The following is a 16525-nucleotide window of genomic DNA, read 5'->3' as shown; positions in this document are numbered from 1 at the left end:
ACTTCATCTGCCGCTATCGTTATTGAAGAAGCTTTCAAAAATAGCAAGGAATGTAAAGCTAAAATGCGCAAGGCTACCAAGCCTATAGCGACCTAAGCTACGGCGTCCTTGCTAAAGCAGAAACGGGTATTGGCTACAAAACCAGCCAAAGCAAGCAAGAAAGCAGCTATTGCAGCACAGATGGAATATGTCCTTGTTGGAAAGTTAGAAAGAGTGGCCCATGCCCATGGTATAAGTGCTGACTTTGTAATTACATCAGGTATGAATAAAGGAAAGACGGTAGATATGTTTTATTCACCTAAAGATGCACATCAAGCAGGTATGCTTAATCAGAATTTTGAGAGGAACTGGCCGAAAAATATTATAGGTATACAAGACCACTTAAAGAAAGCTGATTTTGTTCCTATGGATATTAGTTTTTTTGATAAGAAATATCAAAATATTATTATTAATCATATTAATTCATTACCAAAAAGCCAGCAAAGTAGAATCATTATTTTTCAATAGGAGAGTTTATAATGAGCGCGTGTTTTCATTTCGGCACCTGTCTAGATGCTGTGTGCAGTATGAATTTTGCAAGAATGCAGTACGTATTGCCTATATTTAAAAAAGCATTATCAACAGAGCCTGAGATTGTTCGAGTTGCTTTTTATTTTTATGATGGTGAGCAAGGACATGAGGGACCAATAACCTTTGATGAGTTAACAGAGAAACAGTATATGATAGCCTATAATTTAATATTAGATGAATTTGAAAGTAAATTATCAGACTCTGTTCCTGCTGAGCTCTATCAGTGGGTGAGTGATACGTGGTTTGAAACTATTAAGCCAGCAATGCAAGCTTCAAAGTTATACGATAATGATTTATCTATACATAAGTAAATCTTTAAATAGCTAAAAAATAATTTAAAAGCAAAACGTACTAAATTTAATAGGTATCAATAATGCCAAAGAGGGCTAAGCACTCGTTGGTATTATCAATATTCTCCTTCTACCATCAGTCGCGAGGTACACAGCTTATTCAGCGTAGAAGCCAATGCAAGCACGCAGGCTGAGCTGTCGGCCTAAACCTAAGCTAGCACATGATGCTGAGTTTTTTGAAGTGGTCATTGTCATGTTGCGAGATGGCTATTCTCCTCAACAAGTAGCAGGTAGTTTGCCCATTATGTTTGAGCAATAATAGAGCAGCATCAATTCATTAAACCAGTTGCACTCAGGTCGTGTGTCCGCCCCAGCATTAGTACTTATTATATTGATAGGTAAAGCAAAAAAATAACGTAATGCTAGGTTAAGCAGACACAATAGGCTAGAGTTTAGTTTTTCTGGTCTTATGCCTACAATACAAGACTTATTTTTTGATTGAGTTGCTCATGTCCGTACCCTTTATTCATCTTCGATTACACAGTGAATTCTCCCTAGTTGATGGTTTGGTGCGCATTAAACCACTGATTAAAGCTGTGGCTGCTATGAATATGCCTGCTGTAGCTGTAACTGATCAAAGCAATATGTGTTCTTTGGTCAAGTTTTACAAAGCAGCCAACAGCGCTGGTATTAAACCTATTTGTGGTTGCGATATTTGGCTGGGAAATACCCAAGATACGGATGCACCTTTAACACGTATGACCTTGTTAGCGATGACACCAGAAGGTTATCGCAACCTAACGGAAATTATTTCACGCGGTTTTACCGAGGGCCAGAGTCAAGGCTTAGTAATCATTGACCGTGAATGGGTTAAAGCTCAAGCGCAGGATATTATTGCTTTATGCGGTGCGCGTGAAGGTGAAATAGGGCGAGCGCTGCTCGCAGGTGATGAAGAAAAAGCCGTGCGCTTAGCCGATGAGTGGCTCAGTGTTTTTGGTGACCGCTTTTACCTAGAATTACAACGTACTCAGCGCCCACAAGAGGAAGAGCATGTCCATGCTGCAGTCAAGCTGGCTGCCTTAAAAAATCTTCCTGTTGTTGCAACCAATGATGTACGGTTTTTAAAACAAGATGATTTTGAAGCCCATGAGACCCGCGTTTGTATCAGTGAAGGGCGCATTCTAGATGACCCACGTCGTCCACGCTTATACAGCGATCAGCAGTATCTAAAAAGCGCAGAAGAAATGGCAGAGCTATTTGCTGATATTCCTGAGGCTCTTGAGAACACAGTTGAAATTGCTAAGCGCTGTAATATTGATGTATTGCTAGGCAAGCACTTTTTACCCGACTTTCCTGTGCCTGAAGGCATGACGATTGATGACTATTTGCGTCATGTATCCTTTGAAGGCTTAGAGGAACGCCTAGCTATAGATTTACCCAAAGACACGCCTAATTATGATCAAGAATACCAAATCTTTGTTGATCGCTTGAATTTTGAGCTAGATATCATTATTCAAATGGGGTTTCCTGGTTACTTTCTTATCGTTATGGACTTTATTAAATGGGCAAAAAATAACGATGTGCCTGTAGGTCCAGGGCGAGGGTCAGGCGCAGGCAGCCTGGTTGCTTATTGCTTACATATTACCGATTTAAACCCATTGACCTATGACTTACTGTTTGAGCGCTTCTTGAATCCAGAACGGGTTTCTATGCCTGACTTTGACGTTGACTTTTGCATGGATGGACGCGACAGCGTGATTGATTATGTGGCGCAAAAGTACGGACGTAACGCCGTTAGCCAGATTATTACCTTCGGCACTATGGCGGCTAAAGCGGTGGTGCGGGATGTGGCACGGGTACAAGGAAAATCCTATGGTTTGGCCGATCGTTTATCAAAAATGATCCCTTTTGAAGTAGGCATGACCTTAGAAAAAGCCTATGAAATGGAAGAGCCATTACGCGATTTTCTGAAAAACGATGAAGAAGCCGCTGAAATCTGGGAAATGGCGTTAAAGCTTGAAGGTGTAGCGCGTGGGACAGGTAAACATGCTGGCGGTGTGGTTATCGCTCCGACTAAATTAACCGATTTTTCGCCTATTTCCTGCGAGGAAGATGGTTCAGGTTTAGTCACACAATTTGATAAGGATGACGTAGAGCAAGCAGGCTTGGTCAAGTTTGACTTTTTAGGCTTGCGAACCCTAACCATTATCAAGTGGGCGATGGAATTTATTAACCGTGATCGCGCTAAATTAGGTTTGCCGCCAGAAAACATTGCCTTAATTCCTCTGGACGATAAACCAACCTATCAATTGTTGCAAAAAGCAGAAACCACAGCGGTATTCCAATTGGAATCCCGTGGTATGAAAGAGCTCATTAAAAAGCTCAAACCAGACTGTTTGGAAGATCTTATTGCTTTGGTGGCTTTGTTCCGCCCTGGGCCTTTGCAATCAGGCATGGTGGATGACTTCATTAACCGAAAACATGGACGTGCAGAACTCGCCTATCCACATCCAGATTATCAATATGAAGGTTTAAAACCTGTTCTTGCGCCCACTTACGGCATTATTTTGTATCAAGAACAGGTGATGCAGATTGCACAGGTTATGGCAGGTTATACCCTTGGAGGTGCTGATATGTTGCGCCGTGCCATGGGTAAGAAAAAACCTGAGGAAATGGCTAAGCAACGTGGCGGTTTTATTGAGGGTTGTGCGGCTAATGGGATTGATGGAGATTTAGCAGGCAACATCTTTGATCTGGTAGAAAAGTTCGCCGGTTATGGTTTTAACAAATCGCACTCCGCTGCCTATGGCTTTGTGTCTTATCAAACCGCATGGTTAAAAACACACTACCCATCGCAGTTTATGGCAGCAGTACTATCAGCGGATATGCATAATACCGATAAGGTGGTTACGCTGATTGAAGAATGCCGCCATATGAAACTCACCATAGTGCCACCTGATGTGAATGTTTCAGATTATAAATTTACGGTGGATGAGTCTGAGCGTATTGTCTATGGCTTGGGGGCTATTAAAGGTGTGGGTGAGGGCCCTGTAGAAGCTATTGTGCAAGGGCGTGGCGAGCAAAACTTTAAAGATATTTTTGACTTCTGTGCCCGAATTGATCTTAAACGAATTAATAAAAGGACTATGGATGCGCTGATTCGTTGTGGTGCATTGGACCGTTTAGGTCCACTCTATAATGATGATTTCAAAGCCTATCAAGCGCATATCAACCAAAACCGTGCCATTTTACTGGCCTCTTTAGAAGAAGCCGTACAAGCAGCCGAGCAAAGCGCACGAGATGAAGCTAGTGGCCATCAAGATTTATTTGGCGGGTTATTTGCTGAGCCAGAAACAGATGTGTACGCACACTATAAGAAAGTGCGTGAACTGAGCTTAAAAGAGCGCTTGCAAGGTGAAAAGGAAACCTTAGGGTTGTACCTGACAGGTCATCCCATTGACGAATACGAAAAAGAAGTCAGACGTTTTGCCCGTCAGCGTATTTGCGATTTGCGCCCATCACGTGATAGCCAAACTATTGCGGGCTTAATCGTCAATATGCGGGTTATGAAAAATAAAAAAGGTGACAAAATGGGGTTTGTCACCTTAGATGATCGCTCAGGACGTATAGAAGTATCATTGTTTGCTGATGCTTTTGCTCAGGCGCAGGCTTTATTGCAAACAGATGTGCTCATTGTGGTTGAGGGCGAGGCGAGCCATGATGACTTTTCAGGTGGTTTACGTTTTCGTACTAAGCAGGTGTATAGCTTAGAGGAAGCGCGTACCAAACTGGCAGATAGCCTGAGAATTCAAGCGCAGCATGCTAAAGTTACCCCTGAATTATTGGCACGTGTTGCAGATTTACTGACCCAGCATAAAGGCCGTTGTCCTGTAACATTGGAGTATTCAAGTGCTGGCGCCAGTGCTGTTTTACAGTTTAATGATGACTGGTTGGTAGAACCAACTGATAAATTGATTTCAAGCTTACGTGACCTTATTGGGCGTGATAACGTCTTTTTGAATTATCGATAATAGGCGGCGAGTTTTATAACACGCGTAAATGTAAGTAAACTGCCGTTTCGACTTCCGGTCGCAGACGTAGAGTGGATGACTAATGAACCCGAATTTTCTGGACTTTGAACAACCAATTGCTGACCTGCAAGCAAAAATCGAAGAACTACGCTTGGTGGGCAATGACAACGAACATTTAAACATCAGTGAAGAAATCACGCGTTTAGAAGAAAAAAGTAAGTCTTTAACTAAGAGCATCTTCTCTGATCTTTCTACTTGGCAAAAAGCACGGTTAGCGCGCCATCCGCTACGTCCTTATACGCTAGATTATATTGATCTTATTTTTACTGAGTTCGAAGAATTACACGGTGATCGTCATTTTGCCGATGATGCCGCTATCGTAGGTGGCATTGCCCGTCTTGATGGCCAGCCAGTGATGGTTATTGGCCAGCAAAAAGGCCGTGAAGTGCGTGAAAAGGTGCGTCGTAATTTCGGTATGCCGCGCCCTGAGGGTTATCGTAAAGCCTGCCGCCTAATGGAAATGGCGGAGCGCTTTAATATGCCAATTATTACGTTTATTGACACCCCTGGTGCCTATCCAGGCATTGATGCAGAGGAACGTGGTCAAAGCGAAGCCATTGCATGGAACTTACGCGTAATGTCGCGCCTAAAAACGCCAATCATTTCTACTGTAATTGGGGAAGGTGGTTCAGGCGGTGCTTTGGCGATTGGTGTGTGCGATCATTTAAATATGCTGCAATACTCAACCTATGCGGTTATTTCTCCAGAAGGTTGTGCTTCTATCCTTTGGAAAACAGCAGATAAAGCAGCTGATGCGGCTGAGGCAATGGGAGTCACGGCTGATCGTCTACAAGGTTTAGGTATTGTGGATCATGTCATTGATGAGCCACTAGGTGGCGCACATCGTGATTACGAACAAATTGCAGCCGCCCTAAAAGCCTCTTTAATTAGCCAGTTAGCTGAGTTAACAGTGCTAGATAAAGATGAGTTGCTTGATCGGCGCTACAAAAAAATTATGAGTTTTGGTATCGCTTAATTTATTGCGTTCAGGTACAAAGGTTATTCACGCCTTTGTACCTAACTAACCTATTGTGAATATTTTAGCATCACTTCTTAAACAGCTTACGCCCTATTTAAATGCCTCCAATTGGTGGGTTGCACTGTCGGGTGGTTTAGATTCTGTTGTCTTGCTGCATGCGTTGTGTGAGCTAAGAAAAAACCAAGCTTTACCTAAATTAAATGCAGTCCATGTACATCACGGATTACAAGAAGTAGCTAATCAATGGCCCGCTTTTTGTCAGCAGCTATGCGATGCCTGGGATCTTACTTTGCAAGTGCACTATGTGCAGGTGGAGCAAGGTGCTAGCCTTGAACAAGCTGCGCGCAATGCCCGTTATCAGGTTTTTTCTCGCTTACTGGCAGCAGGCGATTGTCTAATTACGGCACATCATTTAAATGATCAGGCTGAAACCCTACTGTTTCGAGCTGTTCGAGGTAGTGGTGTGTTAGGCATGACCGGTATGCCGAAGTGCCGTCCATTAGCAAAGGGGTATTTGTTACGACCTTTGCTTGAGTGCTCTCGTACTCAGCTAGAAGCCTATGCACAGCAGCAGCAATTAACTTGGGTAGAAGATCCTACCAATAGTGATGCTGACTATGATCGTAACTACTTGCGCCAGAGTATACTTCCTGCCCTCCAACAGCGCTGGCCGCAAAGTTTGGTGAGTTTGCAGCGTATGGCGCAGCATATGCAGCAGGCGCAATCCTTACTTGATGAATTGGCGCAAGAGGATATTGCAAAGGCGCAAGCTCAGCCTATTGGCTGGCTGGCACTACCTTGTTTAGATTTATCTATCCTTCGTGAATTATCACTGGCGCGCCAACAAAATGCCTTGCGTTATTGGTTGCGGCCTTATACTCAATTACCTGATACAGCGCACTGGGCTGGGTGGATCAACTTGCGTGATGCTAAAGTCGATGCTGAACCTTGTTGGCAACTTGCATCAGGGCAGTTAGTGCGTTTTGCGCAGTTTATTTTTTGGTTGTCAGCCGATTGGTTAAATAATCCTGAGCTTGAACAAAATATTCAACCCATAAATGAGCAGCAGTTAGCGCTTGAAGGTAATGGTAGTTTAATCCTTAAAGGAGATTTTGATATAACTAAAACCTATCGCATTGCCTATCGAAAAGGTGGTGAAGTTATATCGTTGAAAGGTCGTGGAAGGCGTGACTTAAAACGTTTATTACAAGAAGTACAGCTTCCAACATTTATACGTAATCGTTTACCGCTGTTATGGGCCAATGATCAGCTAATTGCAGTAGCTAATTTTTCTCGCTTAATGGATGCTCAAAGTCAGCCAGTCTGCTTAACTTGGCTGCCACCAAAAGCAAATAAGCAACAATAAGTTATTTTTTTACCTATCGGGGTTTGAGTAAACTTAGGCTTTGTCGTAAACTATTCTCCCGTCTTAGATAGGTTCCTGTGCGGCTACATAAGCTGCGCAATTTTTGTTTTTTATAGAACAGAATAACCTCAACTCTTTTCTCGGCGGGTTGCCGCCTAAACGCAAAATTCCAGGATTTTTTATGACGCGTTTTATATTCGTTACAGGCGGTGTTGTTTCCTCATTGGGAAAAGGTATTGCCTCCGCTTCATTGGCAGCCATTCTGGAAGCACGCGGTTTAAAAGTGACCCTACTAAAGTTGGATCCGTACATTAACGTAGATCCAGGCACTATGAGCCCATTTCAGCACGGTGAAGTTTTTGTTACCGAAGATGGTGCAGAAACGGATCTCGATCTCGGTCACTATGAGCGCTTTGTGCGCACAACCATGACGCAAAATAACAACTTCACTACTGGTCGTGTTTATGAAGATGTGATTCGTCGTGAACGTCGTGGTGACTACCTAGGTGCTACTATTCAAGTTATTCCTCATATCACTAATGAAATTAAGCGCCGCATTATCAAAGGTGCAGGTGATGCTGACATCGCTATGGTTGAAATTGGCGGTACAGTAGGTGATATCGAGTCTCAGCCGTTTTTAGAGGCTATTCGCCAGCTACGTGTAGAAGTAGGTGCTAAACGTGCCATGTTAATGCACTTAACCTTAGTGCCATACATTGCTACAGCGGGCGAAACTAAAACAAAACCAACACAACATAGCGTTAAAGAGCTGCGTTCAATTGGATTGCAGCCTGATATGCTTATTTGCCGCTCAGATCGCTCAATTGATGTCGATTCACGTCGTAAAATTGCATTGTTCACCAACGTAGAAGAGCGCGCCGTCATCAGCTTGCCGGATGCAGATACTATTTACAAAATTCCAGGCATCCTACACAGTCAGGGCGTTGATGATATTGTTGTTGAGCGTTTCGGGCTTGATTGCAAAGCAGCCGATCTTGGTGAGTGGGAGCGTGTTGTTGATGCTAAGTTAAATCCAGAAAATGAAGTGACTATCGCCATGGTTGGTAAATACATGGAGTTACTGGATGCTTATAAATCATTGATTGAAGCTATGAGTCACGCAGGTATTCATAGCCGCACTAAAGTGAACTTACGCTATATTGACTCTGAAGAAATTGAAACTAATGGTGTTGATCAACTGAAAAATGTAGATGCCATTTTAGTACCAGGTGGTTTTGGTTTACGCGGTGTTGAGGGCAAAATTAAAGCGGCACAATTTGCTCGTGAAAATAACGTGCCTTACCTTGGTATTTGCTTAGGTATGCAAGTGGCTGTTATTGAATATGCGCGTAATGTATTAGGTTGGAGTGACGCCAACTCAACAGAGTTTGCTAAAGATTCAACTCATCCTGTAGTTGCTCTGATATCTGAATGGGTAACCGCCGAAGGTGATGTTGAACAGCGCACAGAAGACAGTGATATTGGTGGCACTATGCGTTTAGGCGCGCAAGAGTGTTTGCTAAAACAAGGCACTAATGTATTTAAAGCTTACGCTAAAGATAAAATTGTTGAACGCCATCGTCATCGCTATGAAGTGAACAATACCTTACTGGCCGATCTTGAGGCTGCTGGACTGATTATCTCAGGTCGTTCTGGTAATAAAGCGCTGGTTGAAGTGGTTGAAGCGCCAAATCACCCATGGTTTGTGGCATGCCAATTCCATCCAGAGTTTACCTCTACGCCTCGTGATGGACATCCACTATTCAGTGGTTTTGTTAATGCTGCCCTAAAACATAAAGCAGGTAACTAAGCATATGAGTCAAAAAGTCATTCGCGTTGCTGATATCGAAATGGCAAACGATAAACCCTTTGTTTTGTTTGGCGGTATTAACGTTATTGAGTCGCGCGATTTGGCGTTACGTGCTTGTGAAGAATATGTAAGGGTAACTGAAAAACTTGGTATCCCTTATGTATTTAAAGCCAGTTTTGACAAAGCCAACCGCTCATCAATTAATTCATTTCGCGGCCCCGGCTTAGATGAAGGGATGAAGGTTTTTGAGGAAATTAAAAAAACCTTCAATGTGCCTGTTATTACTGATGTGCATGAGCCTTATCAGGCCCAGCCAGTAGCTGAAGTCTGTGATATTATTCAGTTACCTGCATTCTTGTCACGTCAGACTGATTTAGTTGTGGCAATGGCAAAAACTGGCGCCATTATTAATATCAAAAAAGCCCAGTTTCTAGCACCGCATGAAATGAAACATATTCTGACAAAGTGCGAAGAAGCAGGTAATGATCAATTAATTCTCTGTGAGCGCGGCTCAGCTTTTGGTTATAACAACCTTGTAGTTGATATGCTAGGTTTTGGCATCATGAAGCAATTTAATTATCCAGTCTTTTTTGATGTTACCCATTCGCTACAAATGCCTGGTGGCCGTGCTGATTCAGCCGGTGGGCGCCGTGCTCAGGTAACTGACTTAGCTAAAGCTGGCATGAGCCAAGGTTTGGCAGGTCTGTTTCTGGAAGCACATCCTGAACCTGAACAGGCTAAGTGTGACGGTCCCTGTGCCTTACGCTTAGATAAGCTTGAGCCGTTTTTAGCACAGCTTAAGCAATTAGATGACTTAGTAAAAAGTTTCTCCCCAATAGAAACAGCGTAATAAGCGCTTGTTGACTTGTTAAATTACGGAGTGTCCATCCTAATGGCAAAGATCGTCGACATCAAAGGACGTGAAGTTCTTGACTCTCGTGGCAACCCAACTGTAGAAGCTGACGTTATTCTAGATAATGGCATCGTGGGCAGTGCTTGTGCCCCATCAGGTGCATCTACAGGCTCACGTGAAGCACTAGAGCTACGTGATGGTGATAAATCACGTTACTTAGGCAAAGGCGTATTAAAAGCGGTGGCCAATGTAAATGGTCCAATTCGTGAGGCGTTATTAGGTAAGGATGCTACAGCGCAAAAAGAACTTGATCAGATTATGATTGAGTTAGATGGCACAGAAAATAAAGCGACATTAGGCGCTAACGCGATTTTAGCCGTGTCTTTGGCAGCAGCTAAAGCAGCCGCACAAGCTAAGGGTGTACCGTTATATGCACATATTGCTGACCTAAATGGCACGCCAGGGGTTTACTCTATGCCTGTGCCTATGATGAATATCATCAATGGTGGCGAGCATGCAGATAATAATGTTGATATTCAAGAATTTATGATTCAGCCTGTTGGCGCAAAAAACTTTGCCGATGCTTTACGTATGGGCGCTGAAATTTTCCATCACTTGCGCACTGTATTGAAAGCGCGTGGTTTAAATACAGCCGTAGGCGATGAAGGTGGTTTTGCCCCTAACTTAGCCTCTAATGAAGAGGCTTTAGCGGCCATTGCAGAAGCGGTAGCTAATGCAGGTTATAAACTAGGTGATGACGTTACTTTAGCCTTAGATTGCGCTTCTTCAGAGTTTTACAAAGACGCACAGTACGATCTAGCAGGCGAAGGTAAAAAGTTTGATGCTGCAGGTTTTGCTGATTACTTAGCCGGACTAACTCAGCGTTATCCAATTATCTCTATTGAAGATGGTATGGATGAATCAGATTGGGCTGGTTGGAAAGTGCTGACCGAAAAAATCGGTGAAAAGGTACAGTTAGTAGGCGATGACTTGTTCGTAACCAATACGAAAATTCTAAAACAAGGTATTGACCAATCTATTGCGAACTCAATTTTGATTAAGTTCAACCAAATTGGTTCTTTAACCGAAACGCTAGAAGCTATTCAAATGGCTAAAGCAGCAGGTTATACCGCCGTCATTTCTCACCGTAGCGGTGAAACAGAAGACAGCACTATTGCTGACTTAGCTGTAGGTACAGCCGCTGGGCAAATCAAAACAGGCTCGTTATGCCGCTCTGATCGTGTTTCTAAATACAATCAATTGCTACGTATTGAAGAACAGTTAGGCAGTCAAGCCCCTTATAAAGGCCGTAGCGAATTTCGTGGCTAAACCCACACTTTAGCTATTTATGTCTTAGCAAGCCCAATGTATGATCATTGGGCTTGTTTTTTACAGCCACATTTACGTTTTTTAGGCGATATCATGACTAAAACCCCTTATTGGCTATTTGCAGTCTTAATCTTGCTCTTGGCAGGCTTGCAATACCGTGTGTGGAAAGGGGAAGGCAGTGTTGAGCATCTTGCGCAATTAAATCAGCAAATTATTGATCAACAAAATGAAAATGAGCGTTTATTAGAGCGTAATCATGTTCTTGAAGCGGAAGTCTCTGAGTTGAAAAAGGGCTTGGAAACTGTTGAGGAACGTGCTCGTCAAGAGTTAGGCATGATTAAAGAAAACGAAACCTTTTATATGCTGGTGCAATGAAGTTCTGGGTAGTGATTCCCGCTGCAGGGATTGGCTCAAGGATGCAGGCTGATCGGCCAAAGCAATATTTAGCTTTATTCAATAAAACAGTGATTGAACATACTCTAGATTGTTTTTTTAAACATTCAGGTGTGTGGGGCATTGTTGTAGCTATCGCTCAGAATGACCCATATTGGGCTGCTTTATCCTGTGCTACTGATCCTCGTGTTCAAAGCGTGCTTGGTGGTAAAGAGAGGGCAGACTCGGTGCTTAATGGGTTACAGCATCTTCAATCGGTAGGTGCTAATGAGCAAGACTGGGTATTAGTGCATGATGCTGCGCGTCCTAATTTAAGCCAAAGCGACTTAAGCCATTTAGTGCATACATTGGCAGCAGATGGGGTCGGTGGCTTATTAGCTGTGCCTGCCAAAGATACCTTGAAACAAGTTGACAGTGCAGGTCGAATAGCGCAAACCTTAGATCGCAGTAGTGTTTGGCAGGCTTTAACTCCGCAAATGTTTCGTCTTGGGCCATTGCGCCAAGCCTTAACTCAAGCGCTGGCCGCTGGTGTAGCTATTACAGATGAAGCTTCTGCTATGGAATGGGCGGGTTTTTCACCTCAATTAGTTGAAGGCAGAAGTGATAATTTAAAAATCACCCGCCCTGAAGACTTAAAATTACTCAGTGCGCTCTGGGCGCAAGGTAATTAACGAATTGTATTTGTTAACATGAGGATGCCATGGCAAAGCCGAGTTCTCGTTTAATCTATATTATGGATCCTATGTGCTCTTGGTGTTGGGGGTTTAGCCCTGTAATGCAGCAATTGGCCGCTCAAGCAGGGCAATATAATGTTGCTTTAACACTTCGAGCAGGCGGCTTGCGCCCACATGTGAAGCTGGGTTTAACAGAGCAAAAAGCACAGATTATTCTAAGCCATTGGCGTGCGGTGCAGGAGCGAACAGGCCAGCCTGTTACCTTGGAAGGTGCTTTGCCTGCGGGTTTTGTATATAACACAGAACCGGCTGATCGTGCTTTAGTGGTGGCCCGTGAGTTAGATAAAACTAAACTATGGTCGTTTGTGCAGCGCTTACAACAGGCGTTTTATGTGAATCTGGTCGATATTACACAAGCTAGAGAAATACTTAATATTGCAGAACAAGCAGGCTATAGTAAAAAGCATTTTGCACAGGCTTTTGATAGTAAAGCCATGCAGCAGGCTACCTTGGATGACTTTCAATGGGTGGCTAGTTTGGGAATTTCAGGTTTTCCAACCTTACTGGCCGAGCATAAAGGTCAGCTTGCTTTGCTGACCAATGGTTATCAAGAATTTTCAGCATTAACAGGGTTACTGGAGCGCTGGCTAAAGCACAATATTGGTGGTGCTTAATTTTTTTCGTATTTTTATTTAGGCAGTTTCAATGATGGTGTTATGGTATTAACTTGGTCTTATATTCGCCAACTTGCTTGGCAACATAAAAAATCCTTATTGCTCGCGAATTTGCTCGCTATCTTTACCACTTTATGTAGCGTTCCTATCCCTCTATTATTGCCTTTGTTGGTAGATGAGGTGCTGTTACATCAAGAAGCGCAAGCTGTCTTTGTTATGCAGCAGATACTGCCGAGTGCTTGGCATGGCGCTATAGGCTATATTTTCTTGATGCTTGGCTTTACTGCTGTGTTGCGTATAGCGTCGCTTCTGTTTAGTGTAGGTCAGTCCAAGCTCTTTGCAGGGTTAGCTAAGCATATTGTGTTTGAGTTAAGGCAAAAGCTACTGGCAAAGCTAGAACGCTTATCCTTAATGGAGTATGAAAGCTTAGGTACAGGTAGTGTCACCACGCACCTAGTAACTGACTTAGATACAATAGATAAGTTTGTTGGCGAAACACTTAGTCGCTTTGTGATTGCCATGCTAACTTTGCTAGGCACAGCCAGCATTTTGTTATGGATGAATTGGAAGCTAGCTGTACTAATTTTAATCTTTAACCCTATTGTTGTTTATGCCACTGTTTTATTAGGTAAACGCGTTAAATTATTAAAGAAAAAAGAAAATGACAGTACTGCACGCTTTACCCAAGGTTTAACTGAAACCCTAGATGCTATCCAAGAAATTCGCGCCAGTAATCGCCAAGGGTTCTTTTTTTCAAGGCTTCGAGGCTATGCCCAAGACGTACGTGATAAAGCCACCGCTTCCCAATGGAAAACAGATATTTCTGCGCGCAGTAGTGGTTTGTTATTTCAATTAGGAATTGATGTGTTTCGTGCTGTTGCCATGCTTACTGTGCTGTTTTCTGATCTAAGTATTGGGCAAATGCTAGCTGTTTTTAGCTATCTCTGGTTTATGATTGGTCCTGTAGAGCAGTTGCTAAATTTACAGTACGCTTTTTATGCGGCTGATGGGGCTTTATCTCGTATTAACCAATTATTGGCACGAAGCGTGGAACCTGAGTACGCCGAGCAACAAAATCCATTCTTACATCGCCATAGTGTTTCTATTGAAGTTAAAAATTTGCATTTTACCTATGCTCAGCAACCTATTCTACAAGGTTTAAGCTTTAGTATTGCGCAGGGGGAAAAAGTTGCGTTAGTAGGCGCTAGCGGTGGCGGTAAGAGCACATTAGTGCAACTTATGTTAGGTTTATATTCGCCTGAGAGCGGCAGTATTTGTTATCAAAATATAGATGTAACACAAATTGGCTTTAGCCAAGTACGTGAGCATGTTGCTGTGGTCTTACAGCACCCATCATTATTTAATGACAGCCTAAGGGCTAACCTATGTATGGGGCGAGAGGTGACGGATGAGCAATGCTGGCAAGCCTTAGAAATAGCCCAGTTGAAATTAACAGTAGAAGCTATGCCGCAAGGCTTAGATAGCATCATTGGACGCTCAGGGGTGCGTTTATCTGGCGGCCAGCGCCAACGGCTAGCTATTGCGCGTATGGTGTTGGCCAATCCTCATGTGGTGATCTTAGATGAAGCAACCTCTGCTTTAGATGCTTCTACTGAGCAGGGTGTTCATCAAGCGTTAAATGCTTTTTTGGCACAACGCACTACCTTAATTATTGCCCATCGCTTGAGTGCAGTGAAGCAGGCTGATCGTATTATCGTACTGGATGATGGTGTGGTAGTAGAGCAGGGTAATCATCAAACGTTGCTGGAAAATCAAGGCTTGTATCAAAGCTTATACGGACAGTTGCAAGCTTAGCGCTAATCTAAGTGATTGTAATGCCAAATAAATTTGAATAATTTTGTTGACAGGCGAGGGCGTTCTCCGTAATATGCGCCCGTCCTTATCGATGGGGCTATAGCTCAGCTGGGAGAGCGCTTGCATGGCATGCAAGAGGTCGACGGTTCGATCCCGTCTAGCTCCACCAAATTTTTATAATTTGGTTTTGCAACGAAAGTTGTTTTGAAGGGTTTTGCGTCCCCTTCGTCTAGTGGCCTAGGACACCGCCCTTTCACGGCGGTAACAGGGGTTCGAGTCCCCTAGGGGACGCCAATATTTCTAGTTAATGAGCATTGCTTATTAACGCTGTGTGAAAGTATCCTGTATCTACGGGGCTATAGCTCAGCTGGGAGAGCGCTTGCATGGCATGCAAGAGGTCGACGGTTCGATCCCGTCTAGCTCCACCAAACACTAGCAAATACTAGCGTATTTGTTGAAGGTTTTGTCCCCTTCGTCTAGTGGTCTAGGACACCGCCCTTTCACGGCGGTAACAGGGGTTCGAGTCCCCTAGGGGACGCCATAATTAAAAACCCAGCTCTTATGAGTTGGGTTTTTTTATGCTTAAAAATTAAAATAAGCGTATTACTAAATAAGTTATTCAATTAAACGTGATCTGCCTTCAAATAAATAAGTGACCTATGTTGTCAAATATAGAGGCTTTAATTTAGACGATTTTCATTATGTGGCATAACGCTCATAATATAAATTTGCTGGTTGTCTTGGTGTTATCCAGTCTAATCCTTTCGATGGTTTTTGATTACAGATTGCTATGTTCAAAACATCATAAACCAATTGAGAAATCATGAGCCTATCAATGGCATAGCCAGACAGCTCATTGGTAAATAATCTTTGATGCCTGCAGCATACAATCAACCTTTCTGCCCAAATCTAAGTAATATCACTACACTAAACCATATTTGGCTACTATCTTCAAAAAATTGATCTGATAAGTTAGTGTAAATAGGTTTGTCATGTTTTTATTGCTTTGTTTGCTTATATTTGGGATGGATCATCATCCTGCTGAAGTTGGCCATGGTGGAAGCGCAGGCTGCGAAAGTAAAGAGATTACTTATTGGAAGATAGTACATATCACTATCCATTTATATAAAAGAAAATAATAGATATGATAGAGAGAATAAATAAAATATTATGTCAAGGAAAGATAGGGATTTTTATTTATATTCACCATAATATTCTCTCTTTTTTACATAGCTACTTTCAGAAAATAATTAGAATATTTTTACATCTCAGAGTTCGAACCTGTTGATGCGAAAGATTATAGGAAATGGCTGAAGCTATGATGAAAATATCATTAATCCTGTATACCATTTGTATATTATGATTACTCTGGGCGTTAAATACGGATTTGATACTTACTTTTGAAGAGTATGAACAGGCAGGAAATTTGTTTGATAGTTTCTTTGGACAGTATGACTATTGTAACGAGTTTTATGATCTTTCCTTTAGTTGTGATACAGCTAAGGAATGACTTTTATATGGGAGAATTTTGAGGAGCTTAGAGCTCAATACTTCAAAATGTTAAAATCTATTAATTTGTGACTTTGTCATAATTTTTAGAATCCTATTTAATTTTCTTGCTTTTTATATTTAGTTAATTCTTAGAGTATAGCCCTATGCAATATTGTGGTGAGTTTAAAAT

Annotated in this window: 13 protein-coding genes and 4 tRNA genes; all 17 read left to right on the top strand. The window is 42.5% G+C overall.

The features are described from left to right. Window positions 1-129 precede the first annotated feature (129 nt). On the top strand, window positions 130-507 hold the full coding sequence (locus VQ643_RS15195; protein WP_414201108.1) for a hypothetical protein: 378 nt from the start codon (window positions 130-132) through the stop codon (window positions 505-507). 59 nt (window positions 508-566) lie between these two features. Next, the gene (locus VQ643_RS15190; protein WP_414201105.1) at window positions 567-881 is read left to right on the top strand and encodes a hypothetical protein; all 315 of its coding nucleotides are present in this window, start codon (window positions 567-569) and stop codon (window positions 879-881) included. Between the two features lie 154 nt (window positions 882-1035). Continuing rightward, on the top strand, window positions 1036-1179 hold the full coding sequence (locus VQ643_RS15185; RefSeq protein WP_414201102.1) for a hypothetical protein: 144 nt from the start codon (window positions 1036-1038) through the stop codon (window positions 1177-1179). 190 nt (window positions 1180-1369) lie between these two features. After that, on the top strand, window positions 1370-4891 hold the full coding sequence (gene dnaE, locus VQ643_RS15180; protein WP_414201100.1) for a DNA polymerase III subunit alpha: 3522 nt from the start codon (window positions 1370-1372) through the stop codon (window positions 4889-4891). 82 nt (window positions 4892-4973) lie between these two features. Further along, window positions 4974-5927, top strand: a complete 954-nt coding sequence (gene accA, locus VQ643_RS15175) for an acetyl-CoA carboxylase carboxyl transferase subunit alpha (protein ID WP_414201097.1) — start codon at window positions 4974-4976, stop codon at window positions 5925-5927. Window positions 5928-5982: 55 nt separating this feature from the next. Further along, a complete protein-coding gene (tilS, locus tag VQ643_RS15170; protein WP_414201094.1) occupies window positions 5983-7296 on the top strand; it encodes a tRNA lysidine(34) synthetase TilS in 1314 nt (437 codons plus the stop codon). A gap of 181 nt (window positions 7297-7477) precedes the next feature. Next, window positions 7478-9106: a CTP synthase gene (locus tag VQ643_RS15165; protein ID WP_414201092.1), complete on the top strand. Its 1629-nt coding sequence runs from the start codon at window positions 7478-7480 to the stop codon at window positions 9104-9106. A 4-nt stretch (window positions 9107-9110) separates the two neighbouring features. Next, the gene (gene kdsA / locus VQ643_RS15160; RefSeq protein ID WP_414201090.1) at window positions 9111-9956 is read left to right on the top strand and encodes a 3-deoxy-8-phosphooctulonate synthase; all 846 of its coding nucleotides are present in this window, start codon (window positions 9111-9113) and stop codon (window positions 9954-9956) included. A gap of 42 nt (window positions 9957-9998) precedes the next feature. Beyond that, the gene (eno, locus tag VQ643_RS15155) at window positions 9999-11288 is read left to right on the top strand and encodes a phosphopyruvate hydratase (RefSeq protein WP_414201087.1); all 1290 of its coding nucleotides are present in this window, start codon (window positions 9999-10001) and stop codon (window positions 11286-11288) included. Window positions 11289-11381: 93 nt separating this feature from the next. Continuing rightward, the gene (gene ftsB, locus VQ643_RS15150; RefSeq protein WP_414201110.1) at window positions 11382-11663 is read left to right on the top strand and encodes a cell division protein FtsB; all 282 of its coding nucleotides are present in this window, start codon (window positions 11382-11384) and stop codon (window positions 11661-11663) included. After that, complete coding sequence (ispD, locus tag VQ643_RS15145; RefSeq protein ID WP_414201084.1) at window positions 11660-12352, top strand: 2-C-methyl-D-erythritol 4-phosphate cytidylyltransferase; 693 nt, start codon at window positions 11660-11662, stop codon at window positions 12350-12352. The genes ftsB and ispD overlap by 4 nt, the downstream gene beginning before the upstream one ends. Before the next feature lie 29 nt (window positions 12353-12381). Then, window positions 12382-13029 carry a DsbA family protein gene (locus VQ643_RS15140; RefSeq protein ID WP_414201082.1) on the top strand — a complete coding sequence of 216 codons (648 nt, stop codon included), beginning with the start codon at window positions 12382-12384 and terminating at the stop codon, window positions 13027-13029. 42 nt (window positions 13030-13071) lie between these two features. Beyond that, complete coding sequence (locus VQ643_RS15135) at window positions 13072-14844, top strand: ABC transporter ATP-binding protein (RefSeq protein WP_414201079.1); 1773 nt, start codon at window positions 13072-13074, stop codon at window positions 14842-14844. A 93-nt stretch (window positions 14845-14937) separates the two neighbouring features. Continuing rightward, window positions 14938-15013, top strand: a tRNA-Ala gene (locus tag VQ643_RS15130). Between the two features lie 49 nt (window positions 15014-15062). Next, window positions 15063-15138: transfer RNA gene (locus VQ643_RS15125), tRNA-Glu, on the top strand. A gap of 58 nt (window positions 15139-15196) precedes the next feature. After that, window positions 15197-15272, top strand: a tRNA-Ala gene (locus tag VQ643_RS15120). A 37-nt stretch (window positions 15273-15309) separates the two neighbouring features. After that, window positions 15310-15385: transfer RNA gene (locus tag VQ643_RS15115), tRNA-Glu, on the top strand. The last annotated feature ends 1140 nt before the right edge of the window (window positions 15386-16525 follow it).

Source organism: Pseudomonas sp. F1_0610, assembly GCF_047470865.1.
In the GTDB taxonomy this organism is placed as follows: domain Bacteria; phylum Pseudomonadota; class Gammaproteobacteria; order Pseudomonadales; family Pseudomonadaceae; genus JAZDRH01.
This window is presented reverse-complemented; position numbering and strand designations above follow the sequence as displayed.